This window comes from Saccharopolyspora hirsuta (assembly GCF_008630535.1).
GTDB lineage: Bacteria > Actinomycetota > Actinomycetes > Mycobacteriales > Pseudonocardiaceae > Saccharopolyspora > Saccharopolyspora hirsuta.
On record NZ_VWPH01000002.1, the window covers coordinates 254,312 to 276,634 of the forward strand.

The following is a 22,323-nucleotide window of genomic DNA, read 5'->3' on the forward strand; positions in this document are numbered from 1 at the left end:
GTCTCCGGAATCCTTCAGCCGTCGTCGGCCGGTGTCCGCTCGTGGCCGAGCTGGCTGAAGCGGGGACCCTGCCAGGACTCGTCGATGCGGGTGACGAGGGCTCGGGTCTTGGCGGGCAGGTCGTCCGGCAGCCCGTGTTCGAGGAGCTCGAAGTAGCTGGGCAGGTCGTCGTCCAGCACGGGCAGGTTGATCGTGCCCCACAGCCCGCGGTGCAGGCAGTGCCCGGCTTCGTCCGGGAGCCTTTCCGCCGCCGGGGTGGAGACCAGCGACTCGCGCGGATCGGTGAGCCGCAGCTCGATCCGGCCGCGGGTGAGTTCACGCAGTTCGCGCGGCAGGTCGTCCCAGCGGTTGGCGGTGACGACCAGGTGGATGCCGTGCTCCGGTCCGCGCCGGGCCAGGCGCAGCACGCGGTCGGCGAGGCCGGGGTGCTGGTGCACTTCCGGCCATTCGTCGACGACCAGGAAGTGATCGGTGGCCTCTTCGCCGAGATCGGCTTCGGCGCGCCTGCGGCGGAAGTCGGCGGTGGAGTCGATCTCCTCCGAGGCGAAGCACCGGATCCTCCGGTCCAAAGTGGATTCGAGGTGCGCCAGGACCTGGTCGACCTGCTCGCGGTCGAAGCTGGGCGCGACGGCTCTGCTGTGCGGGAGGTTCCGCAGCGGCAGCAGGCCGTTGCCGCCGAAAGCCAGGCAGTGGAAGCGGACTTCGGTCGGGGTGCTGGTCAGGGCCAGCGCCATCAGCGTGGTCAGCACCGCGGTCGTCTTGCCGCTGCCGGGGCGCCCGACGATCGCGAGCCTGCTTTCGGCGCCGGTGAAGTCCAGGCGCAGTGGGTCCTGCCGGTGTTCACGCGGGTTGTCGACAGTTCCGATGGTGACGGCAGGCGGCGATGCGGTCTCGGCGCCGAAGCCGCGGTCCTCGCTGGTGGTCAGCCGGGGCAGCGGGGCGTCCACGCCGGACGGCTGTTCTTGCCCGGGTGGTGGCAGAACGAGCTGCCGAGCCGGTCGCGCTTGGTTTCGCACCCGGTCCGCGAACAGCTTGTAGGCCGGGACGGGGTAGTCGGGGGAACTCGACGGGTGCGGCAGATCCGCACGGGCGGTGCGGAACGGTTGCGCCCCCAGGTAGCCGTGGCCGAGGGGTAGCTGCGCCGCTCGGTCGTTTCCCAGCAGCGCCTGGGAAGTGCGCTTGGACAAGAACTTCAGCACTACCTGCTCGAACATGCCGATGAGGTGATCGGGCAGTTTCGAGGTGTAAGAGCTGAAGAGCAGTCTGATCCCCAGATCGCCCGCAGACATCAGCCTTCTCAGCGTCTGGTCGAAGCCGGGAGCTGCTTCGAGGAAGTGGGAGAGGCGGTTGATCGCCACCACCAGCATCGGCATCGGATCGAGCTGGGTCTGCGGCTGGATCATCTGGTAGTCGGTGAACTTCTGCGTGGACAGCGCGGAGAGGAGGCTGGCTCGCCTCTCCAGCTCGCCTTCCAGCGCGGTGGTGATCCGGTGTTCGTCGGAGGCGTTCGCGCCGATCGCCTGGATCGCTGCGGCGTGCGGAAGGTCGCCGATCGAGTTCCAGGTCGGGTCGCTGTAGCTGTCGCCCACGCAAATAAAGTTGATCTCCGCCGGGGAGTGCGTTGCGGCCATCCCGAACAGGATGCTGTGCAGGAGCTGGGAACTGCCCTGCTCGGCGCCGCTGAAGATGCCGACCGCGGTCTTGGACCCGAGCAGGTCGAGCAGCAGCGGCTGCTGGTTCTCGTCCAAGCCGATGGGAACTCGGTAGCGCTGGTCGACATCCCGCGGCTGCCAGATCTTGCTCAGGTCGAACCGGAGCGGATCGCCGATGCCAGCGAGGGCGAACATGTCGATCGGCTCTTCGGGCTTCGGCTCGGTGCGGATGACCTGCGTCGCTTCCGCGACCGGTGGTGGAGGTGACGGCGCGGTGGGGCGCGGTGGCATCGAGGGCCGGGCGGGTGGCGGCCCTGGTGGCATGCCGGGCGGCGGTCCTGCCGGGCGCGGATTCGGTTGGAACTGCGGGTGCCCTGGTTGCAACGGAGATCCCCCTGGTCGATCAACTTCCGCTGGAACCGTAGTGGATTCGGGTACCGCGACGGCCGTCTTTCGGGCACGTTCGCGGGTGCGCAGGCACACCTGCGCACCCGGTCCCGTCAGCCGCCGTGGACCTGGGCGAAGGCCTCGTGGTGGTGGCGGCGGATTCGCTCGCCCGCCGACTCGTCGGTGACCTCCAGCTCCGTCGCGCCGGTCAGCGCCCAGTCCGGCTGCTGGCCGGTCAGGGCCCAGGCGGCTTGGCGCGCCGCGCCGAGGGCGACGTACTCCGCTGGGGCGGGCACCGTCACCGGGACTCCGAACACCTGCGGCGCCGCGACCTGCACCGCCTTCGACTGCGCCGCGCCGCCGATCAGCAGCACCCGGCGCACCTCGACGCCCTGTTCGCGCAGCGCGTCGACGCCCGCTGCGAGGCCGCAGAGCATTCCCTCGACCGCTGCGCGGGCCAGGTTCTGCGGGGTCATGTTGTCGCGGCGCAGGCCGAGGAGGGTGCCGCTGGCGTCCGGGAGGGTCGGGGTGCGCTCGCCGTCCAGGTACGGCAGCAGGACCAGGTCGTCCGCGCCCGGCGCGGCCTGGCAGGCCAGCCGGTCGAACTCGGCCATCTCCACGCCCAGCAGCGCGGCCGTCGAGGTGAGCACGCGGGCCGCGTTGAGCGTGCACACCAGCGGCAGGAACCTCCCGGTGGCGTCGGCGAATCCGGCGATCGTGCCGGTGGCGTCGGCGCTCGGTTGCTCCGCCGAGGCGAACACCGTGCCGCTGGTGCCGAGGGACACCACGACGTCGCCGGGACCGATCGCCAGGCCCAGCGCGGCGCCCATGTTGTCCCCGGTCCCCGCCGACACCAGCTTGCCGTCCGGGGTGCGCCCGGCCGGTTCGGCCGGGTCGAGGACGCGGGGCGTGCGCGGGGTGCGGCCGCCGAAGGCGGTGGCCAACACGTCCGGCCGGTACCGGCCCTCGCGGGGCGACCAGTAGCCGGTGCCGGAGGCGTCGCCGCGGTCGGTGACCATCTCGCCGGTCAGCCGCCAGGTCAGCCAGTCGTGCGGGAGCAGGACGTCGGTGACCCGGTCGGCCAGCTGCGGCTCGTGCTCGGCCATCCACCGCAGCTTGCTGATCGTGAAGCTGGCGACCGGCACCAAGCCGACCGCGTCGGCGCAGGCCTGCGCGCCGCCGAGCTCCTCGGTCAGGTCGAGCGCGGCCTGCGCGGAGCGGTTGTCGTTCCACAGCAGCGCCGGGCGGACCACCTCGCCGCGCTCGTCCAGCGCGACCAGGCCGTGCTGCTGCGCCGCGACGCCGATGCCGACCACGTCGTCGAGCAGACCGTCGGTGGCGGTGGTGAGCGCGCGCCACCAGTCCGCGGGGTCGGCGACCGTGCCGTCCGGGTGCGGGGCGCGTCCCTCCCGCACCACCCGGCCGGTCTCGCCGTCGCACACCACGACCTTGGTGGACTGGGTGGAGGAGTCGACCCCGGCGACCAGGCCCGGGCTGTCAACTGATGGCATCGGTTCCCCTGTCTGGCTCGGGTACGGGCACGACGCGCACCTCGGTGCCGAGGCCGCGGATCGCGTCGAGTTCCGGCGCCGGCGCGGCGGCGTCGGTGAACACCAGGTCGTAGGCACCCACGTCGCCGTGCGCGAACGGGGCGCTCTTGCCGAACTTCGAGTGGTCGACCAGCAGCACGGTGCGCTCCGCGCGCCCGACGATCCGCTGCTTGATCTCGGCGTAGTCCCGGACCGGGTGGAACAGGTGGCCCTCGGTGACCGCCGCGGCCGACACGAACGACACGTCGGCGTGCAGGCCGTCCAGCGCCTTGAGCACCTCCGGACCGGTGCACGAGTCGAACTCGGCGCGGTAGCGGCCGCCGAGCAGGCCCACCTCGTGCCCGGCCCCGGCGAGGATCTGCGCGACGGTGAGCGAGTTGGTGAACACCCGCAGCGCCGCGACCTCGGCGATCCGGCGGGCCAGCGGGAACACCGTGCTGGAGTCGTCCACCAGCAGCGTCATGCCCGGCTCGACCTCGGCGGCGGCCGCGGCGGCCAGCGCCTCCTTCTCGGCGACCTGCAGCCCGACCCGGAAGCGCGTCGCGGTCTCCAGCGTCAGCGACGGGTACGCCGTGACCCGGCCGCGCAGCTTGCGCACCAGCCGCCGGTCGACCAGCGCGTCGAGGTCGCGGTGCATCGTCATCAGGCTGACCCCGAAGTGCCCGGCGAGGTCGGTGATCCGGACCTCGCCGTGCTCGATGACCTGCCGCAGCACGTCCTGCCGCCGCTGCTCGACCACGGCGTCCGGCGGCCGCGCCCTGCCCCCCACGGCTACTCCTGCGGCCGCACGACGGCCTTGACCGCCGCTTCGTCGCGGGTCGGGACGGTCAGCGCCTGCTCCACCTCGGCGAGCCCGAACCGGTGCGTGACCAGCCGGTCCAGGTCCACCGCACCGGACGAGGCGAGCGCGATGGCGGTCGGCCAGGTGTTGGCGTACCGGAAGGTGCCGGTCAGCTCGATCTCGAAGTTCTGCACGTGGGACAGCGGCAGCGCCAGCTCGTCGCCGCCCATCCCGACCAGCACCGCGCGCCCGGCGCGCCCGACCGCGCGGATGCCGCCGACCGCCGCGGACGGCACCCCGGAGCACTCCAGCAGCACGTCGGGCTGGTACCCGGACTCCGCGGGCGAGGTCTGCCGGGCGTCGATGGTGCCGGTCGCCCCGAGCTCCGCGGCCAGCGCCAGCCGTCGCGGGTTGACGTCGGTGACCACGACCTCGGTCGCACCGAAGGCACGGGCGGTCTGCGCGGCGACCAGGCCGATCGGCCCGGCACCGGTGATCAGCACCCGCGAGCCCGGCGCGACCCGCCCCTTGCGGCAGGCCCAGATCCCGACCGACAGCGGTTCGAGCAGGCCCGCCGCGTCGTCGGAGATCGCGTCCGGCACCGCGTGAGCGAACTCCTCGTGCACCGCGACGTACTCGCAGAACGCCCCGTCGACCGGCGGGGTGGCGTAGAACCGCATGTCCGGGCACAGGTTGTACCGGCCGCCGCGGCACTGGTCGCAGACGAAGCAGGGCACGCCCGGCTCGACGGCGACCCGCTGGCCCGGCGCGTGCCGGGTGACCTCCGCGCCGCACGCGACCACGACACCCCCGGCCTCGTGCCCGAGGATCAGCGGCGCCTCGACGACGAACGGACCGATGCGGCCGTGCTCGTAGTAGTGCGCGTCGGAGCCGCAGGTGCCCACCGAGGTGACCTGCACGAGCACCTCGCGCGGCCCGGGCTCGGGCACCGGGCGCTCCACCAGCGCGATGTCCCGCACGCCGCGCAGCACGGAGGCGCGCATCGTCTTCGACGTCAAAACCGCTCCCGAGGTCGATCTCTTGTTAACACATTTTCTGAGAAGTCCTCGTCGTACTCAAGCACGTCCCGGCAACGACCTCGGGTTCAGCCCCCGTCCGATCGGTGGACACCGGCAACCACCGCGGCCCCGGGACGTCTTCCGGTCGGCGGGTCCGGTCGCGTCGGGAGCGCGACCGGCCCCGCCCGCTGGTCCGCGGCCGGGGCCCGGTGAGAGGCTGGGCGCATGGCTAACCGGCTCGCGGGCGCGACCAGCCCGTACCTGCTCCAGCACGCCGACAACCCGGTCGACTGGTGGCCGTGGTCGCCCGAGGCGTTCGCCGAGGCGAAGCGGCGCGACGTGCCGGTGCTGCTGTCCGTCGGGTACGCCGCCTGCCACTGGTGCCACGTGATGGCGCACGAGTCCTTCGAGGACGCCGAGACCGCTCGGGTGATGAACGAGCAGTTCGTCAACGTCAAGGTGGACCGCGAGGAGCGGCCGGACATCGACGCGGTCTACATGGAGGCCACCCAGGCCATGACCGGGCAGGGCGGCTGGCCGATGACCTGCTTCCTCACCCCGGAGGGCGAGCCGTTCCACTGCGGCACCTACTACCCGCCCGCCCCGATGTCCGGGATGCCGTCGTTCCGCCAGCTGCTGCACGCCGTGGCGCAGGCCTGGAACGGCCGCGGCGCGGAGGTCCGCGCGGCCGCGGCGCGGGTGGTCGAGCAGCTGTCCGCGCAGCGCGCGCCGCTCCCGGAGTCCATCTTGGACGACGAGGTGCTGGCCGGGGCGGTGTCCCGGCTGCACGCCGAGTTCGACGCCGACCGCGGCGGGTTCGGCGGGGCGCCGAAGTTCCCGCCGTCGATGGTGCTGGAGTTCCTGCTGCGCCACCACGAGCGGCTCGGCGAACCGGGCAGCGGGCACTCCGCGCTGGAACTGGCCAAGGACACCTGCGAGGCGATGGCCCGCGGCGGCATCTACGACCAGCTCGCGGGCGGCTTCGCCCGCTACAGCGTCGACAACGCCTGGGTGGTCCCGCACTTCGAGAAGATGCTCTACGACAACGCGCTGCTGCTCCGCGCGTACGCGCACTTGGCGCGGCTCGGCGACCCGCTCGGCGAGCGCGTCGCCCGCGAGACGGCCGAGTTCCTGCTGACCGACCTGCGCACGCCGGAAGGCGGCTTCGCGGCATCGCTGGACGCCGACACCGAAGGCGTCGAAGGGCTGACCTACGTGTGGACGCCCGACCAGCTGCGCGAGGTGCTCGGCCCGGAGGACGGCGACTGGGCGGCGGACCTGCTGGAAGTGACCGAGGCGGGCACCTTCGAGCACGGCACCTCGACCCTGCAGCTCAAGCGCGACCCGGACGACGCGGCCCGCTGGCGGCGCGTCCGCGACAGCCTCCGCGAAGCCCGCGACCGCCGACCCCAGCCCGGCAAGGACGACAAGGTCGTCACCGCCTGGAACGGCATGGCCATCACCGCGCTGGTGGAAGCCGCTGCGGCGCTCGACGAACCGAGCTGGCTGGAAGCGGCCGAGACCGCCGCCGACCTGCTGCTCTCCCGCCACCTGGTGGACGGCCGCCTGCGCCGGACCTCGCGCAACGGCGAGGTCGGCACCGCCGACGGCGTGCTCGAGGACTACGGCTGCTTCGCCGACGGCCTGCTCTCGCTGCACCAGGCCACGGCCGAACCGCGCTGGCTGGAAGCGGCCTGCGCGCTGCTCGACACGGCGCTGGACCAGTTCGCCGACGCCGACCACCCGGGCACCTTCCACGACACCGCGGCCGACGCGGAAGCGCTGGTCCGCCGCCCCTCCGACCCGACCGACAACGCCAGCCCCTCCGGGGCCTCCGCGCTCACCTCCGCCCTGCTCACCGCCGCCGCCCTCGGCGGCCCGGAGAGCACCGCGCGCTACCGCAGCGCGGCGGAGCAGGCGCTGTCGCGCGCCGGGCTGCTCGCGCAGCGAGCCCCCCGCTTCGCGGGGCACTGGCTCAGCGCGGCGGAAGCGCGCGCCCACGGGCCGCTGCAGGTCGCGGTCGTCGGCGCAGCCGACGACGCCGACCGGGCGGCGCTGCTCGCCGCGGCGCGGCGGCGCGCGCCGGGCGGAGCGGCGGTGGTGGCCGGGGAGCCGGAGGCGACCGGCGTGCCGCTGCTGGCGGGGCGGCCGCTGGTCGGCGGCGCGGCGGCGGCGTACGTCTGCCGCGGCTACGTCTGCGACCGGCCGGTCACCGAGCCCGACGACCTCCCGCTCTGACCGCTCGCCGGGCCGCGGTGGAAAACCCGTGGCCCGGGAGCTGCCGGGTTTGATCCACTGTGCGGGTGAGGATCCGGAACGTCGGGGAAGCCGACCTGGGGCGGCTGCAGGAGATCGAGGTCTCGGCGGGGGAGGTGTTCCGGGCGGTCGGCATGCCCGAGATCGCCGACGACCCGCCGCCGGCGATCGACGTGCTGGCCGAGTACCAGCGGGCCGGGCGGGCCTGGGTCGCCGAGGTCGGCGGCGAGGTGGTGGCCTACGTCCTGGTCGAGCTGATCGACGGCAACGCCCACATCGCGCAGGTCAGCGTGCACGCCGACCACGCGCGCCGGGGCATCGGCCGCGCCCTGCTTGACCACGTCGAGTCGTGGGCCCGGGACCGCGGCCTCCCCGCGCTGACGCTGACCACGTTCCGGTCGGTGCCGTGGAACGGCCCGTACTACGCGCGCCTCGGGTTCCAGGAGATCGAGAGCACCGCGCCGGAGCTGGCCGCGCTCGTCGCCCACGAGGCCGAGCTCGGCCTCGACCCGGCCAAGCGCATCTGCATGCGCCGAGCCGTCAGACCGTCGTGAGCGACGGAGGACCTGGTCATGCACAAGTCAGGGCACCCGGAGTCCAAGCGGGCGATGAGGTCCCGCTACCGGCACCGCTACGCAAAACGAGTTCGGAACAGGTCTCAGGCGTAGAGGGCCAGCCAGATCGCGATGTGGTGGCAGATCGCGGCCAGCGAGACCGCCGAGTGGAAGAACTCGTGGTAGCCGAAGGTCTTGGGCCACGGGTCCGGCCAGCGGGTCGCGTAGAAGACCGCGCCCGCGGTGTAGAGCAGACCGCCCACCACCAGCAGGACCAGCGCGGCGATCCCGGCGTTCTCCAGCAGGTCGGGCAGCACGAACACGGCGACCCAGCCCAGCGCGATGTACACCGGCACCCCGACCCAGCGCGGCGCGTTGGGCCAGGCGAGCTTGAGGACCACCCCGCCCAGCGCCCCGCCCCAGACGACCGCCAGCACCACCGCGCCCGTCGTCGGCTGCATCGCGACCATCGCGAACGGGGTGTACGTACCGGCGATGAACAGGAAGATCATCGAGTGGTCGAGCCGCCGCATCCAGGTGCGGGCGCCGACCGTCTTCCACGTCTTGCGGTGGTAGAGGGCGCTGACGCCGAACAGGCCGAGCACGGTGGCCACGTAGATCGAGGTGCCGACCGCGGCGGCGGTGGACACGGTCGCGGCGGCGAGCGCGATCAGCGTGGCACCGGCGGCGACCGACACCACGAGCGACCAGAAGTGGATCCAACCGCGCATCCGCGGTTTGACGAACGCGGTCGGGCGGCGAGCGGAGAGGGCGCTAGTCACACCCCGAGGTTACGGGACCGTAGGTTCTGGTCCAGGGTGATCCGCACTGCACCCGGCCGTGCGCTCAGGGCGACCCGGGCATCAGGACTCACCGGATCCGCGTAGGCTCAGCTGGCGTGGCGTTCAAGGTTCGGTTGAAAGAACTCATGTACGGCGTCTACGAGCGCCGGCTGCGCCGGAAGCTGGACGGTGTGCAGCATCCGCGGCACGTCGGCGTCATCTTGGACGGGAACCGCAGGTGGGCGAAGGAAGCCGGGCTGGACGCCGCGCACGGCCACCGCGCCGGGGCCCGCAAGATCGCCGAGCTGCTCGGCTGGTGCCAAGAGGCCGAGGTGGAGGTCGTCACGCTGTGGCTGCTGTCCACCGACAACCTCAACCGCACCCCCGACGAGCTCAAAGCCCTGATGGAGATCATCGCCGGGGTGGTCGACGAGCTCACCGCCCCGGAGACGCCCTGGCGGGTGCGGATCGTCGGAGCTCTCGACGTGCTGCCCACCGAGACCGCGGCTCGGCTGTCCGCCGCCGCGCTGCGCACCAAGGGCCGCACGGGCATGCAGGTCAACGTGGCGGTCGGCTACGGCGGGCGCCGGGAGATCGCCGACGCGGTGCGCAAGCTGCTGCAGCAGCACGCCGAGGCGGGCACCACCATCGAAGAACTGGCCGAGGTGCTGACGGTCGACCACATCGCCGAACATCTCTACACCTCCGGCCAACCCGATCCCGACCTGCTGATCCGCACCTCCGGCGAGCAGCGGCTGTCCGGTTTCATGCTGTGGCAGTCCGCGCACTCCGAGTTCTGGTTCACCGAGGCCTACTGGCCCGCCTTCCGCCGCGTCGACTTCCTCCGCGCCCTCCGCGACTACGCGGTGCGCCACCGCCGCTTCGGCGGCTGAAGCGCGGGCGCGCCCTGCCCCGAGCAGCGGAAGGGCCAGGTCGCGAGGACCTGGCCCTTCCGCGTGGGACTGTGCCGCTCAGCCCTTGGGGTGGTCGACGACCGGGGCGTTCACGCAGTGGTTGAGCTGCGGGGACAGGATCGGCACGACCGCGCCGAGCACCGCGACGTTGTTGCCGCAGGCCTGGATCGGCAGGACGCTGGCGTTGTTGTCGTTCAGGATGTTGATGCCGTCGTTGTCCGCGCTGTCGGCGTTGGCGACGGGGGCCAGGGCCAGCAGACCGGCGGCGGCACCGGCGACAACAGCTGCCTTCTTCAGCATTGGTTCACTCTCCTTCGAATACCGCGGGATTCGGAGCGCACCGGCGGGTTCGCAAACCCGCGGCGGCGGCCACCGAGTGTGGTGTCCCCACTGCCGAGAATTCGTCGCGGCATGCCGGACACCGAAGCTTGTTAACCCGATTGTGTGATCGGAAGTTCAGTGCGCGACGGATGAATTGGCGGTGTGCTGCACGCTCCGTGGAAAGGCGCGCAAAAAGGAGCGTCGGGTGGAGGCCCGACGCCCTTTTCACCACCAGATTCCGCGCAGCGGTTCCTGGTGAACCGCCAGCCTCGTCAGCCCTTGGGGTGGTCGACGATCGGAGCGTTGACGCAGCCGTTGAGCTGCGGGGACAGGATCGGCACGACCGCACCGAGCACGGCGACGTTGTTGCCGCACGCCTGAACCGGCAGCACGCTCAGGTTGTTGTCGTTCAGGATGTTGATGCCGTCGTTGTCCGCGCTGTCGGCGTTGGCGACGGGAGCCAGGGCGAGCAGACCGGCAGCGGCACCGGCAACAATCGCAGCTTTCTTCAGCACTTCGTTGCTCCTTGTTGGATGGGATGACGCGAGCGCTCCCTCCGTCCCTCGGCTACGCACCCCATACTTAGCCGAAGGGAGAACGCTCGGCGTGAAACATATACATCGAAACCGCCGAAACATACCTCGTTAACACCATTGTGTGATTTATTTGTTCGAGCCTGCCGGGCTTATCGTTGCCCCGGCAAATTCATCGCAAACCCGCCCGACGATCCGACCCCGCTTCGGGCAGGCGTAGTGTCCGCTCGTGGACTCCGAAGCGCTCGCGGCCGAATACGTCCTCCTCGGGCTGCGATTCGACCGGCTGGTCCGGGGTTTCGTCGACTCCTACACCGGTGATCCGGCGCTGCGGCGCCAGGTCGCCGCCGAGCCGCCGCCGGACCCCGCCCGGCTGGCCGCCGACGCGCATCGCCTGCGCGCCGACGTCGCCACCGCCGAGCTCGCCGAACCGCGCCGCCAGTTCCTCGCCGCGCAGCTGACCGCGCTGGAGTGCTCCGGTCGCAAGATGGCCGGGGAGCGGGTGCCGTTCGTCGACGAGGTCGAGGCGTGCTTCCAGGTGACGCCGACGCCGGGGGATCCCGACGAGTACCGGAGGGTGCACCGGGAACTGGCCGCGCTGCTGCCCGGGCGCGGATCGCTGGCCGAGCGGCTGCGCGATCTGCGCCGCCTCGACCAGGTTCCGGCCGAGCGGCTCGAAGTGGCCGTCCGAGCGGTCTCCAGCGCGCTGCGCGACCGCGTGCGCGCCCGGTTCGAGCTGCCGATGGGCGAGACCGTCGAGTACCGGATCGTGTCGGACCAGCCGTGGAGCGGGTTCAACCACTACCTCGGCGGTTTCCGCTCGAAGGTCGCGGTCAACGCCGACGTCGGGCACCGCGCCTCGACCCTGCCGCAGCTCGTCGCGCACGAGGCCTACCCCGGTCACCACACCGAGCACTGCCGCAAGGAGGCCGGGCTGGTGCAGCGGGACCAGCAGGTCGAGCACACCGTCTTCCTGATCAACACCCCGCAGTGCGTGCTCGCCGAAGGCCTCGCCGACCTGGGGCTGCACGCCGCGGTCGGGCCCGGCTGGGGGCCGTGGGCGGCCGAGATCTTCGCCGACCTGGGCATCCGGCTGGACGGCGAGCTGGCGGAGCGGGTCGACGCGGTGCTGCTCCGCCTGCTGCCGGTCCGCCAGGACGCGCTGCTGATGCTGCACCGCGACGGCGCGGACGAGGCCGACGTCATCGCGCACCTGCAGCGCTGGCTGCTGATGCCGGAGCGGCGGGCCCGGCACCTGGTGCGGTTCATGCGGGATCCGCTCTGGCGCGCCTACACCACGACCTACGTCGAGGGCCATCGGCTGCTGCGGCGGTGGCTGGACGAGCGCCCCGCGAGCACATCGAGCGCCGATCGTTACCGGCGCTTGCTTGACGAGCCGCTGGTCCCCGCAGCTGTGCGCGCCGAGCTCGCCACCCGGGTGTGAGCCCGGAATTCACCCGAGCGGAGCAGCGTCGCTCACCGGCAGTGCTGACCCGCTGCCGGGGTGGCGCACCGGTCTGACCTGCTGCGGTCGCCTCCCGAGTCGCGTTGGGACGGGCCGTGACCAGCGCGGTTTTCCCCGGCAGATGAAGGGGAAACGACGATTCGCTGAATCACCTGTGTGGCTGCCTGCCGAGACGCGATCACGCAGGTAGCGTGCGCTGTTGACGGGCCGTTCTCTCCTGCAAGTCCGTACGCGGCCCGTCCGGGAGGCCCTGATCGTGGCTGTTGGCTGGAGCGGACGGTTACCCCGTCCACCTTGGTCGCGATGGGCCGGTGCCAGGCCCTGCGGCCACGGCGGACGAGGCGGTCCGGCCGGCGCACGACGGGGGCAGGCCCGGCCCGCCGACGAGCGGGTGTGGACGCCACGCCCGCGAGGGAGTAGCCGTGACCGCACGACGTTCCCAGCCAGAAGCGGAAACCCGAGCCCTTAGCGGCGATTCCGCGCGCACCGTGCAAACCGGTGGCACCGAAGTCCGCACCTACGTCCTGGACACCTCGGTGCTGCTGTCCGATCCGTGGGCGATGTCCCGCTTCGCCGAGCACGACGTGGTGCTCCCGGTGGTGGTGATCGGCGAGCTCGAGGGCAAGCGACACCACCCCGAGCTCGGCTGGTTCGCCCGGGAAGCCCTCCGCGCGCTCGACGACCTCCGGATCCAGCACGGACGGCTGGACCAGCCGGTTCCGGTCGGGACCTCGGGCGGACACCTGCACGTGGAGCTCAACCACTCCGACCCGCAGGTGCTGCCGCCCGGGTTCCGCACCGACTCCAACGACGCCCGCATCCTGGCCTGCGCGCTGAACCTGGCGGCCGAGGGCCACCGGGTCACGCTGGTCACCAAGGACATGCCGCTGCGGGTCAAGGCCGCCGCGGTCGCCCTGGAGGCCGAGGAGTACCGCGCGCAGGACGTCGTCCCGTCCGGCTGGACCGGCATGGCCGACGTGGAGGTGCCGGGCGGCTCGGTGGACGCGCTGTTCAAGGACGGCATCGCCGACCTCGACGAGGCGCGGGACCTGCCGCCGAACACGGGTGTGCGGTTGCTGGCCGGGTCGCAGAGCGCGCTGGGCCGGGTGACCCCGGACAAGCAGGTCCGGCTGGTGCGCGGCGACCGGGAGGCGTTCGGGCTGCACGGCCGGTCCGCGGAGCAGCGGATCGCGCTGGAGCTGCTGCTCGACCCGGAGGTCGGCATCGTGTCGCTGGGCGGGCGCGCCGGGACCGGCAAGTCCGCGCTCGCGCTGTGCGCCGGGCTGGAGTCCGTGCTGGAGCGCCAGCAGCACCGCAAGGTCGTGGTGTTCCGCCCGGTGTACGCGGTCGGCGGTCAGGAGCTGGGCTACCTGCCGGGCACCGAGAACGAGAAGATGGCGCCGTGGGCGCAGGCGGTGTTCGACACCCTCGGCGCGCTGGCCAGCGAGAACGTCCTGGACGAGGTGATGGACCGGGGCATGCTGGAGGTCCTGCCGCTGACCCACATCCGCGGCCGCTCGCTGCACGACTCGTTCGTCATCGTCGACGAGGCGCAGTCGCTGGAGCGCAACGTGCTGCTGACGGTGCTCTCGCGGCTGGGCGCGAACTCCCGGGTGGTGCTGACCCACGACGTGGCGCAGCGCGACAACCTCCGGGTGGGCCGCCACGACGGGGTGGCAGCGGTGATCGAGAAGCTCAAGGGGCACCCGCTGTTCGCCCACGTCACCCTGACCCGCTCGGAGCGGTCGCCGATCGCGGCCCTGGTCACCGAGCTCCTGGAGGGCGAGTTCACCCCGTGACGGAAGCGGTGCGGGGCACCTCCGCGGAGGTGCCCCGCACGCGTCACCAGCCGGTGGGGAGGGGGCGGCCCTCGGCGAAGCCCGCCGCGGACTGGATGCCGACCAGCGCGCGGTCGTAGAACTCCTCCAGGGTGCGGGCGCCCGCGTAGGTGCAGGACGAGCGCAGGCCGGAGGTGATCTGGTCCAGCAGGTCCTCGACGCCGGGGCGCTGCGGGTCCAGGCGCATCCGGGAGCTGGAGATGCCCTCCTCGAACAGCGCCTTGCGGGCCTGGTCGTAGGCGTTGTCGGTGCGGGTCCGGGCGGACACCGCGCGCTTGGACGCCATGCCGAAGGACTCCTTGTAGGCCCGGCCGTGCTCGTCGCGCTGCAGGTCGCCGGGGGACTCGTAGGTGCCCGCGAACCAGGAGCCGACCATCACCGACGCCGCGCCCGCGGCGAGCGCCAGCGCGACGTCGCGCGGGTGGCGGACGCCGCCGTCGGCCCAGACGTGCTTGCCGAGCTTGCGGGCCTCGGCCGCGCACTCGGCGACGGCGGAGAACTGCGGGCGGCCGACGCCGGTCATCATCCGCGTCGTGCACATCGCGCCCGGCCCGACGCCGACCTTGATCACGTCGGCCCCGGCCTCGACGAGGTCGCGCACACCTTCGGCGGTCACCACGTTCCCGGCCACCACCGGCACCTGCGGCGACACCGAGCGGACCGCCTTCAGCGCGGCGATCATCTTCTCCTGGTGGCCGTGCGCGGTGTCCACGACGAGCGTGTCCACCCCGGACTCCAGCAGCGCGGCGGCCTTGGCCGCGACGTCGCCGTTGACCCCGACCGCCGCGGCGACCCGCAGCCGCCCCTCGCCGTCCAGCGCCGGGGTGTAGATCTCGGCGCGCAGCGCGCCGCGGTGGGTCATGATCCCGGCCAGCCGACCGTCCGCGTCGACCGCGATCGCGACGTTGCGGGCCTGCTTGTCGAGCTGCTCGAACACCTCGCGCGGCTCGGTCTCCAGCGGCAGCACGACCGGGTGCCGGTCGGCGACCTCGCCGACCCGCGCGAACCGGTCGACGCCGGTGCAGGCGGCCTCGTCGACGACGCCGACCGGCCGGTTGTCGTCGTCCACGACGACCAGGGCGCCGTGGGCGCGCTTGGGCAGGAGGTTGAGCGCGTCGGCCACGGCGTCGTCGGCGTGCAACACCAGCGGGGTGTCCCAGACCGGGTGGCGGGCCTTGACCCAGGAGACGATCTCGGCGACCGCGGACGGGGCGACGTCCTGCGGGAGCACGACGAGCCCGCCGCGCCGGGCGACGGTCTCGGCCATCCGGCGACCGGCCACGGCGGTCATGTTGGCGACGACGATCGGCAGGGTGGCCCCGGTGCCGTCGCTGGTGGCCAGGTCCACGTCGAAGCGGGACTCGACGCCGGAGCGCCGCGGCGCCAGGAAGACGTCGTCGTAGGTCAGGTCGGTGGTGGGCTGCTGCCCGTTCAAGAACTGCACGTCTGCCCACCATACGGCCTCAACGCCCCGCAGTCGCCTCCGCACAGCGGACGCGCTAAGTTGATCGAAGCCATGCTCTGCTGGGGTGTGGAAGTAAGCCGGGACCCCGGCCTCTGCGCTCCTGGGGGCCGCAATTCAAGATCACCGGATCGGTTGATGGTTTCGAGTTGGGGCAAGCCCCGATCCGTTTGCTATCCTTGCGGTGGCTGCGTACCGAGGTACGTGGAAGTACGCCGGGTGTACCCGCCGGAGGTGGGACCCCGGCCTCTGCGTTTCAAGGGGACTTTCAGCTTGCGTCGATATGGATCAGCTGGGTCTGACCGAGTAGCTGGTTCGCGTAACTGTGGTCTCCCCTCTGGGCGGCCAGCATTGCGCCGCAGACGGCATCGGGAAGCCACAACAGCGGTTCAAATACGCCAGGTGCGAAGTCGATGGATAGTTTGCCGGTGATCAATCGCTTGTTGCGGCAGGAGACGACCATCTCACTGTCATGCTTGTTGTGCTGAGCTTGGCGGGCTTCGAACTGAACGATGCTGACCCCTGCTCGCTCCAGTTCGGGTAGCAGCGCCTCCATGCACTTACGTCGAGCTCGCTCGGGTCGTAGGGCTCCCGCGTGACCGTGTACGGATATCGCCAGCATGTCAGTGCCAGCGATAGCCTTTGTTATTTCAGTGCGTCGACTCGGTGGCTCTTTGCGCCAGTGCAGCTTCTCGCCTCCTTGCTGGAGGCTCCGCAGCAAGTAGCGGAAGTCATCGGCGTCGGGCAGGTCGACGATGGTGGCCGTGAGGATGTAGACGCCGATGGTGAGGTCGTAGGACTCGTCGACGTAGGCGTGGACGAACACGGTTCCGTAGTGAAGCGGGAACTGAAGTTCGAGATCAAATCCTTACACCCGAAGGTGATTCCGAATTCGTCCTTGGTAGCTTCTCCGCAGCTGCGCTCTGTTGGGGCGTGGAAGTACGCCGGGTGTGCCCGCTGTATTGTGGGACCCCGGCCTCTGCGTTTTTTACGCTTCTTCTTCCGTCAGGGGTTCGAAGGACTTGTAGGCCTGGTAATTGCGGAAGAAGCGGCTGTAGAGCTCCGTGCCGTCGTCGAAGGTCGCGTCCTCCAGGGGTTTCACCTCGACGACCTGCTTCAGCTTCCAGGTGATCAGCTCGTGGTTCTCGTTCTGGTAGCTGGTCTCCTGCTGCTTGCCGTGGTCGGCCGCCTTCTCCGCGGCCTCCTCCTCGGACTCGGCCTTGAGCAGGACGAAGGACTCCTCGTACAGCGGCTCGTGGTCGGCGGCGTCCGACGTGGCCTCCAGGAGCAGGACCGCGACGTAGTGGTCCAGCTCCACGGCGCTCTCGTCCTGCTGGAGCTCGCGCGGGTCGATGGGGCCGATGTTGATCGAGCCGATCGCGTCGAAGTCGTTGCCGCTCATGCCCCCAGGATCTCACCCGCCGGGGAGCAGGGCGCGCACCGCCTCGATGCTGTCGGCCGACGCCGCGTCCTTGTCCGGCCGGTAGCGCAGCACGCGGGCGAAGCGCAGCGCGACGCCGCCGGGGTAGCGGGGGCTGGTCTGCACGCCGTCGAGCTCGATCTCCACCACCAGGTCCGGTGCGATGTGCACGGTCCAGTCGTCGCGGTGGGTCTCCCGGCGCTGGAACTCCTCGGTCTGCCAGGCCAGCCGCTCGTCGGTCAGGCCCTTGAAGGTCTTGCCGACCATGATCGGCGGGCCGCCGTCCGGGTCGCGCGCGCCGAGGTGCAGGTTGGACAGGTAGCCGCGGCGCCGACCGTGGCCCCACTCGGCGGCGAGCACCACGAGGTCCAGGGTGTGCTCGGGTTTGACCTTCCGCCACGCCCGGCCGCGCCGACCGGCGGCGTAGCCGGAGTCGAGGTCCTTGACCACGACTCCTTCGTGCCCGGCGGCCAGCGCTTCGTCGAACAGCTCCGCCGCGCGTTCGGCGGTCGGGGTGACGGCGGCGGGGATCCGGTGCTGCGGCGCGACTTTCGCGAGCGCGTCGAGGCGGTCGCGCAGCGGCAGGTCCACCAGGTCCGCGCCGTCGAGGTGCAGGCAGTCGAAGAAGTACGGGTGCAGCAGCAGTTCTCGCGAGTTCTGCGCGCCGAACCGGCTCATCGTCTCCTGGAACGGTCGCGGCCGACCGCCGTCGTCGAGGGCGAGGGTCTCGCCGTCCAGGACCACCGATCGGCAGTCCAGGCCGCGCACCAGGTCCACGAGTTCCGGGACGCTGCGGGTGATCTCGCGCAGCGTCCGGGTGTAGACGTGCACCTCGTCGCCGTCGCGGTGCACCTGGATGCGCGCACCGTCCAACTTGTACTCGACGGTCACCTCGCCGACCAGCGCCGATTCCAGGTCCTCCGCCGGGGACGCGAGCATCGGTCGCACCGGGCGGCCGAGCTCCAGGCCGAACTCGGCCAGCGCGGGCTCGCCGCCGCGCAACGCCGCTTCGGCGGTCGCGGGCAGGCGACCGGAGAGCATGAACGCCCGCCGGACTGCGTCGGTGGGGACTCCGGCGGCGGTGGCGATCGCCTCGACCATCACGCCTTCCAGCGCTCCTTGGCGGAGCTCGCCGCCGAGCAGGCGTACCAGGAACTGCTGCTCGTCGGCGGTGGCCTGCGCGAGCAGCGCGGTCAGCGCCGCCGTCCGCCGCTGCGCAGAGCCCGAGCCCTTGATCAGCCGGACCTCGCCGATCGCGGCGTCGACCGCGCTGATCGTCAGCGACGGGTCCGGCGCGGGTGCCACGGCCAGCGCGGCGAGCGTCGACCAGCCGACCCCGGCCCGCCCGCCGGGCAGCTCACCGGCCAGCAGCGCGGTCGCCGGGCGGACCTCCGCGGGGTCGAGGCGCCCGAGCAGTCCGGCGATGGCCGCGGTCTTCGCCTTGCGGGACCGCGTCACCGAGACCTCGTGCGAGGTCGTCACCACGTCCGCGAGCAGCACCATGCGCTCATGGTGCGCCCGCCCACTGACGGTCGGCATGCGCTCGGGGCACCGGAGCTCCGGATGTGTTCCGGGGCACAGGGTGAAACGGCGCTGATGTTGCCGGACAGCTCTGGGGTGGAAGGCATCGCAGAGGGGAGATCTGCTGTGAAGTTGGGGTTCATCGCCGCGGGACTGGCCGCGGTGGGTCTGGTCGGAACCGGTGTCGCGACGGCGCTGCCCGCGGAGACCGCGGTCCGGGACTGCCTCGGCGCGGCCCAGGTCGAGCCCGAGGAGATCGTGCTGACCTGCGCTGATGCCGGTGCCGTCGTGCACGACCTGTCCTGGTCGTCCTGGGACGCGCAGCGGGCCGAGGGGATCGGCGTCGCCGACGTCGCCACCTGCGAGCCCGACTGCGCCACGGGCGGCCGGACGGCTCAGCGGGTGCGGGTCGTGCTCGACCGGCCCGCTGACCGCGCGTTCACCCGGGCCGTGCTCGACGATGGCACGAGCTACGAGCTGCCCGCGCGCAGGTGATCGAGCAGCGAGCCGGAGCGGTTGTGCACCGGGGCATCGGGGGCGGCCCGGAGTCGGGGGCCGGGCCGACCCCGATCGAGCGGCGGGAGGCGGTTGCCGAGTTGGCGGAGGACACGGCCGGGGACGCGTTCGAGCGGATCTACCACGCGAACTACCGCTCCGTGCTGGGCTACCTGCTGCGGCGGACCGACGAGCAGACCGCGCAGGACGTGCTGTCCGAGACCTTCCTGGTGGCGTGGCGGCGGCTGGCCGACGTGCCGGAGGAGTCGCTGCCGTGGTTGCTCGGGGTGGCCCGGCGGACCCTCTCGAACCACCGGCGGGCGCACGCGCGGCAGGACGCGCTGCAGCAGAAGGTCGCCGCGCACACCCCGCAGTGGACCCGGCACGACGGCGCCGAGGTGGTCGACGCGGTGGCCGCGCTGCGCTCGTTGTCCGAACGGGATCGGGAGGTCCTGATGCTGCACGCTTGGGAGGACTTGCCGGTGGAGCGCATCGCGGAAGTCCTCGGCTGCACCCGGGCGAGCGCGCGGTTGAGGTTGCACCGGGCCCGCAAGCGCCTCGGTCGGGTGCTGGCGGAACTCTCGGAGGAGGTCGAATGATGCGCATGCCCTCGTTCGCCCGAGACGTGCAGGAGGTCTCGTGAGCACGCGTCGTCCCGGCCGCGCGGACCGGGCGGTCCGGGCGCTGCGCGCGGCCAACCCCGTCCAGGAGTCCGATGTGGACATCTCCGGTCAGCGGGCGCTGTTCGACCGGATCGTGGCGACGCCGCGCACGCGGCCGACCAGGCCTCCGGTGCGCCGCTGGGTGCTCGCGGTGTCGGCGTCAGCGGCCGCGGCGGTGGTCGTGGTCAGCGCGGTGTTGAGCCTGCCCACGCAGGCGTCGGCCGCGGAGCTGCTGGAGCGGGCGGCCGGTGCGAGCTCCACCTACCGGGAGATCCCGGTCGGGCGGGCGGCCTACCAGCAGGTGGTGACCACGAAGTCCTTCCAGGAGCGCGGATTCCGGTACTCGGTGGACACCGAGGTGGCGACCAGGGTCGCCCCGGACGGCTACGCGACCACCGCGACGACCGTCGGTGCTCCGGTGTTCGCCGACCCCGCGGGCCACGAGCGGTGGGTGCGCGAGGGGCGGCCGCAGCTGCCCGGTACGGCCGGCGGTGGCGAGTCCAGCGGTCCGGTCGTGTACCGGGTCGGCGGCGCGCAGCTCGACTTCGAGGAGCTGGGCGACCTGCCGACCGACCCGGCCGCGCTGACCGATCGCCTCCGGCGGCTGGCCCCGGAGCAGGACCTCTTCGACTCGGTGCGGCAGCTGATGGTCGCGCCGGGCGTGCCCGGGGACCTGCGGGCGGCGCTGTACCGGGTGCTGGCCGGGGTGCCGGGGGTGGAACCGGTCGAGGAGACCCCGGAGCGGGTGACGGTCGGGCACGGCGACGACCGGCTGACCTTCGACCCGCGCAGCGGCGCGCTGCTCGCCGCCAGCGGAGCGGGCAGCGATGTGGTGATCCGCTCGGCGGGGCTGGTCAACTGCGTCGAGGTCGGCGTCCGGCCGACCAGCCTGACGCTGGCCTGCGCCGACGCCAACTACGTCGTCGAGGACCTGCGGTGGAGCAGCTGGGGCGGCGCGGTCGCGGAGGCCGACGGGACCGCTGTGGTCAACTCCTGCGAGCCGAGCTGCGCCGAGGGCGTCGACCTGGCCTACCCGGTGCGGGTCGTCCTGGACCAGCCGCGGTCCTGCGGGCTGAACCTGACGAGCTACACCCGCGTCGCGGTGCACTACCGGGCGGACGTGCCCGCCGGTTTGGCGCGCGACGACGTGCAGGAACTGCCTTGCGGGCCGTAGCGGCGCTGGACGAGGTGCCTCCCCGGGGAGAGCTGGGGAGGCACCTGCTCGTCACTTGCCGGTGGCCATGCGGAGGACGTCGAGCGCTTCGTCCAGCTGCTCCAGGGTGAGCTTGCCGGAGTCGACGTGGCCGCGCTCCAGGACCACCTCGCGGATCGTCTTGCGCTCCTTGAGGGCCTGCTTGGCGACCGCCGCGGCCTCCTCGTAGCCGATGTAGCGGTTCAGCGGCGTGACGATCGACGGCGAGCCCTCGGCGTAGGCGCGCGCCTGCTCGACGTTGACCTGCACCCCGGCGAAGACCTTGTCGGCCAGCAGGCGCGACACCGCGGCCAGCAGCCGCGCCGACTCGAGCACGTTGCGGGCGATCACCGGCAGCATCACGTTGAGCTGGAAGTTGCCCTGCGAACCGGCGAACGCCACCGCCGCGTCGTTGCCGATCACCTGCGCGACCACCTGCAGGGTGGCCTCCGGGATCACCGGGTTGACCTTGCCCGGCATGATCGACGAGCCCGGCTGCAGGTCCGGCAGCGCCAGCTCGGCCAGGCCGGTGCGCGGGCCGGAGCCCAGCCAGCGCAGGTCGTTGGCGATCTTGGTCAGGCTCACCGCGACGGTGCGCAGGTGGCCGGAGGTCTCCACCACGGCGTCCTGCGCGGCCTGGGCCTCGAAGTGGTCGCGCGCCTCGGTCAGCGGCAGGCCGGTGACCTCCGCCAGCTCCGCGGACACCGCCTCGCCGAAGCCCTCCGGCGCGTTGAGGCCGGAGCCCACGGCGGTGCCGCCGATCGGCAGCTCGCCCAGCCGCGGCAGGCCGCTGCGCAGCCGCTCGACGCCGTAGCGCACCTGCGACGCCCACGCCCCGGCCTCCTGGGCGAGGGTGATCGGCACCGCGTCCATCAGGTGCGTGCGGCCGGACTTGACCACCTCGGTCCACTCGGCGGCGCGGCCCTCGATGGTGCCCGCCAGGTGCTCCAGGGCCGGGATCACGTCGGTGAGCACCGCTTCGGTGGCGGCGACGTGGATGGTCGTCGGGAACGTGTCGTTGGACGACTGGGAGGCGTTGACGTGGTCGTTCGGGTGCACGTCGCGGCCCAGCCGGCGCGACGCCAGGGTCGCGATGACCTCGTTGGCGTTCATGTTCGACGACGTGCCGGAGCCGGTCTGGAACACGTCGATGGGGAAGTGCGCGTCGTGCGCGCCCTCGGCGACCTCGTCGGCCGCGGCGGCGATCGCCTCGGCGACCTCGGCGTCGAGCACCCCGAGTCGACCGTTGACCCGGGCGGCGGCGGCCTTGAGCAGGCCGAGCGCGCGGATCTGGGCGCGCTCCAGGCCCCGCCCGGAGATCGGGAAGTTCTCCACGGCCCGCTGCGTCTGCGCCCGGTACAGGGCGTCGGCGGGCACCCGCACCTCGCCCATCGTGTCGTGTTCGATCCGGTAGTCCTGTTCAGCCATGACAGAAGTGTCCCGCCGCGGTGACCACCGGGTCAGCGTGGGCCGTCCCACTCGGCGCGCCGCGCGCGGCCGGAAGCAGCGGAAACGTCCC

General features: G+C 72.1%; 20 protein-coding genes. 8 read left to right on the forward strand and 12 right to left on the reverse strand.

The features are described 5' to 3' along the window. Positions 1-14: 14 nt before the first annotated feature. From F1721_RS04250 to F1721_RS04265, 4 genes are all read right to left on the reverse strand, one after another. Positions 15-1,847, reverse strand: a complete 1,833-nt coding sequence (locus F1721_RS04250) for an FtsK/SpoIIIE domain-containing protein (protein WP_170301347.1) — start codon at positions 1,845-1,847, stop codon at positions 15-17. Between the two features lie 305 nt (positions 1,848-2,152). Continuing rightward, a complete protein-coding gene (gene xylB / locus F1721_RS04255; protein WP_150065209.1) occupies positions 2,153-3,550 on the reverse strand; it encodes a xylulokinase in 1,398 nt (465 codons plus the stop codon). Then, positions 3,537-4,358: a DeoR/GlpR family DNA-binding transcription regulator gene (locus F1721_RS04260; protein ID WP_150065210.1), complete on the reverse strand. Its 822-nt coding sequence runs from the start codon at positions 4,356-4,358 to the stop codon at positions 3,537-3,539. Before F1721_RS04260 ends, xylB begins: the two co-directional genes overlap by 14 nt. A gap of 2 nt (positions 4,359-4,360) precedes the next feature. After that, entirely contained in the window at positions 4,361-5,374 is a 1,014-nt protein-coding gene (locus F1721_RS04265) for an NAD(P)-dependent alcohol dehydrogenase (RefSeq protein ID WP_150065549.1), read from the reverse strand. Between the two features lie 240 nt (positions 5,375-5,614). Between F1721_RS04265 and F1721_RS04270 the strand changes: the two genes are divergently transcribed. Next, positions 5,615-7,627 carry a thioredoxin domain-containing protein gene (locus F1721_RS04270; protein ID WP_150065211.1) on the forward strand — a complete coding sequence of 671 codons (2,013 nt, stop codon included), beginning with the start codon at positions 5,615-5,617 and terminating at the stop codon, positions 7,625-7,627. A gap of 65 nt (positions 7,628-7,692) precedes the next feature. Further along, positions 7,693-8,199: a GNAT family N-acetyltransferase gene (locus F1721_RS04275; protein ID WP_246154206.1), complete on the forward strand. Its 507-nt coding sequence runs from the start codon at positions 7,693-7,695 to the stop codon at positions 8,197-8,199. 104 nt (positions 8,200-8,303) lie between these two features. Here F1721_RS04275 and trhA read toward each other — a convergent pair whose 3' ends face one another. After that, positions 8,304-8,981, reverse strand: a complete 678-nt coding sequence (gene trhA / locus F1721_RS04280) for a PAQR family membrane homeostasis protein TrhA (RefSeq protein ID WP_170301348.1) — start codon at positions 8,979-8,981, stop codon at positions 8,304-8,306. A gap of 116 nt (positions 8,982-9,097) precedes the next feature. Here trhA and F1721_RS04285 point away from each other — a divergent pair, with 116 nt between their 5' ends. Beyond that, positions 9,098-9,874, forward strand: a complete 777-nt coding sequence (locus F1721_RS04285) for an isoprenyl transferase (RefSeq protein ID WP_150065212.1) — start codon at positions 9,098-9,100, stop codon at positions 9,872-9,874. Between the two features lie 78 nt (positions 9,875-9,952). Here the strand turns inward: F1721_RS04285 and F1721_RS04290 are convergent, their stop codons facing one another. Beyond that, the gene (locus F1721_RS04290) at positions 9,953-10,195 is read right to left on the reverse strand and encodes a hypothetical protein (protein WP_150065213.1); all 243 of its coding nucleotides are present in this window, start codon (positions 10,193-10,195) and stop codon (positions 9,953-9,955) included. Between the two features lie 293 nt (positions 10,196-10,488). Continuing rightward, positions 10,489-10,731 carry a hypothetical protein gene (locus tag F1721_RS04295; protein WP_150065214.1) on the reverse strand — a complete coding sequence of 81 codons (243 nt, stop codon included), beginning with the start codon at positions 10,729-10,731 and terminating at the stop codon, positions 10,489-10,491. 247 nt (positions 10,732-10,978) lie between these two features. Between F1721_RS04295 and F1721_RS04300 the strand changes: the two genes are divergently transcribed. After that, complete coding sequence (locus F1721_RS04300; protein WP_150065215.1) at positions 10,979-12,193, forward strand: DUF885 domain-containing protein; 1,215 nt, start codon at positions 10,979-10,981, stop codon at positions 12,191-12,193. A 509-nt stretch (positions 12,194-12,702) separates the two neighbouring features. After that, entirely contained in the window at positions 12,703-14,013 is a 1,311-nt protein-coding gene (gene phoH2 / locus F1721_RS04305; protein ID WP_350943957.1) for an RNA 5'-3' helicase PhoH2, read from the forward strand. Positions 14,014-14,056: 43 nt separating this feature from the next. Here phoH2 and F1721_RS04310 read toward each other — a convergent pair whose 3' ends face one another. The 4 genes from F1721_RS04310 to F1721_RS04325 all read right to left on the reverse strand — a co-directional run bounded on the left by F1721_RS04310 (position 14,057) and on the right by F1721_RS04325 (position 18,437). Beyond that, positions 14,057-15,496, reverse strand: coding sequence for a GuaB1 family IMP dehydrogenase-related protein (locus F1721_RS04310; protein ID WP_150065217.1), 1,440 nt, complete (start codon positions 15,494-15,496; stop codon positions 14,057-14,059). Between the two features lie 286 nt (positions 15,497-15,782). Beyond that, on the reverse strand, positions 15,783-16,340 hold the full coding sequence (locus F1721_RS04315; RefSeq protein WP_150065218.1) for a hypothetical protein: 558 nt from the start codon (positions 16,338-16,340) through the stop codon (positions 15,783-15,785). A gap of 162 nt (positions 16,341-16,502) precedes the next feature. Then, positions 16,503-16,916, reverse strand: coding sequence for a DUF4288 domain-containing protein (locus F1721_RS04320; protein ID WP_150065219.1), 414 nt, complete (start codon positions 16,914-16,916; stop codon positions 16,503-16,505). Positions 16,917-16,928: 12 nt separating this feature from the next. After that, positions 16,929-18,437: an ATP-dependent DNA ligase gene (locus tag F1721_RS04325; RefSeq protein WP_150065220.1), complete on the reverse strand. Its 1,509-nt coding sequence runs from the start codon at positions 18,435-18,437 to the stop codon at positions 16,929-16,931. A gap of 144 nt (positions 18,438-18,581) precedes the next feature. On the opposite strand from F1721_RS04325, the gene F1721_RS04330 reads away from it, so the two are divergent. From F1721_RS04330 to F1721_RS04340, 3 genes are read left to right on the forward strand one after another with little or no spacing between them, the layout of a single operon-like run. Next, positions 18,582-18,950, forward strand: coding sequence for a hypothetical protein (locus tag F1721_RS04330; protein ID WP_150065221.1), 369 nt, complete (start codon positions 18,582-18,584; stop codon positions 18,948-18,950). Next, a complete protein-coding gene (locus F1721_RS04335; RefSeq protein WP_211840327.1) occupies positions 18,947-19,549 on the forward strand; it encodes an RNA polymerase sigma factor in 603 nt (200 codons plus the stop codon). The genes F1721_RS04330 and F1721_RS04335 overlap by 4 nt, the downstream gene beginning before the upstream one ends. A 40-nt stretch (positions 19,550-19,589) precedes the next feature. Then, positions 19,590-20,786 (forward strand): hypothetical protein, encoded by a 1,197-nt coding sequence (locus tag F1721_RS04340; protein ID WP_150065222.1) that lies wholly within the window; start codon positions 19,590-19,592, stop codon positions 20,784-20,786. A 51-nt stretch (positions 20,787-20,837) separates the two neighbouring features. Here the strand turns inward: F1721_RS04340 and F1721_RS04345 are convergent, their stop codons facing one another. After that, positions 20,838-22,232, reverse strand: a complete 1,395-nt coding sequence (locus F1721_RS04345; protein ID WP_150065223.1) for a class II fumarate hydratase — start codon at positions 22,230-22,232, stop codon at positions 20,838-20,840. Positions 22,233-22,323: the final 91 nt, after the last annotated feature.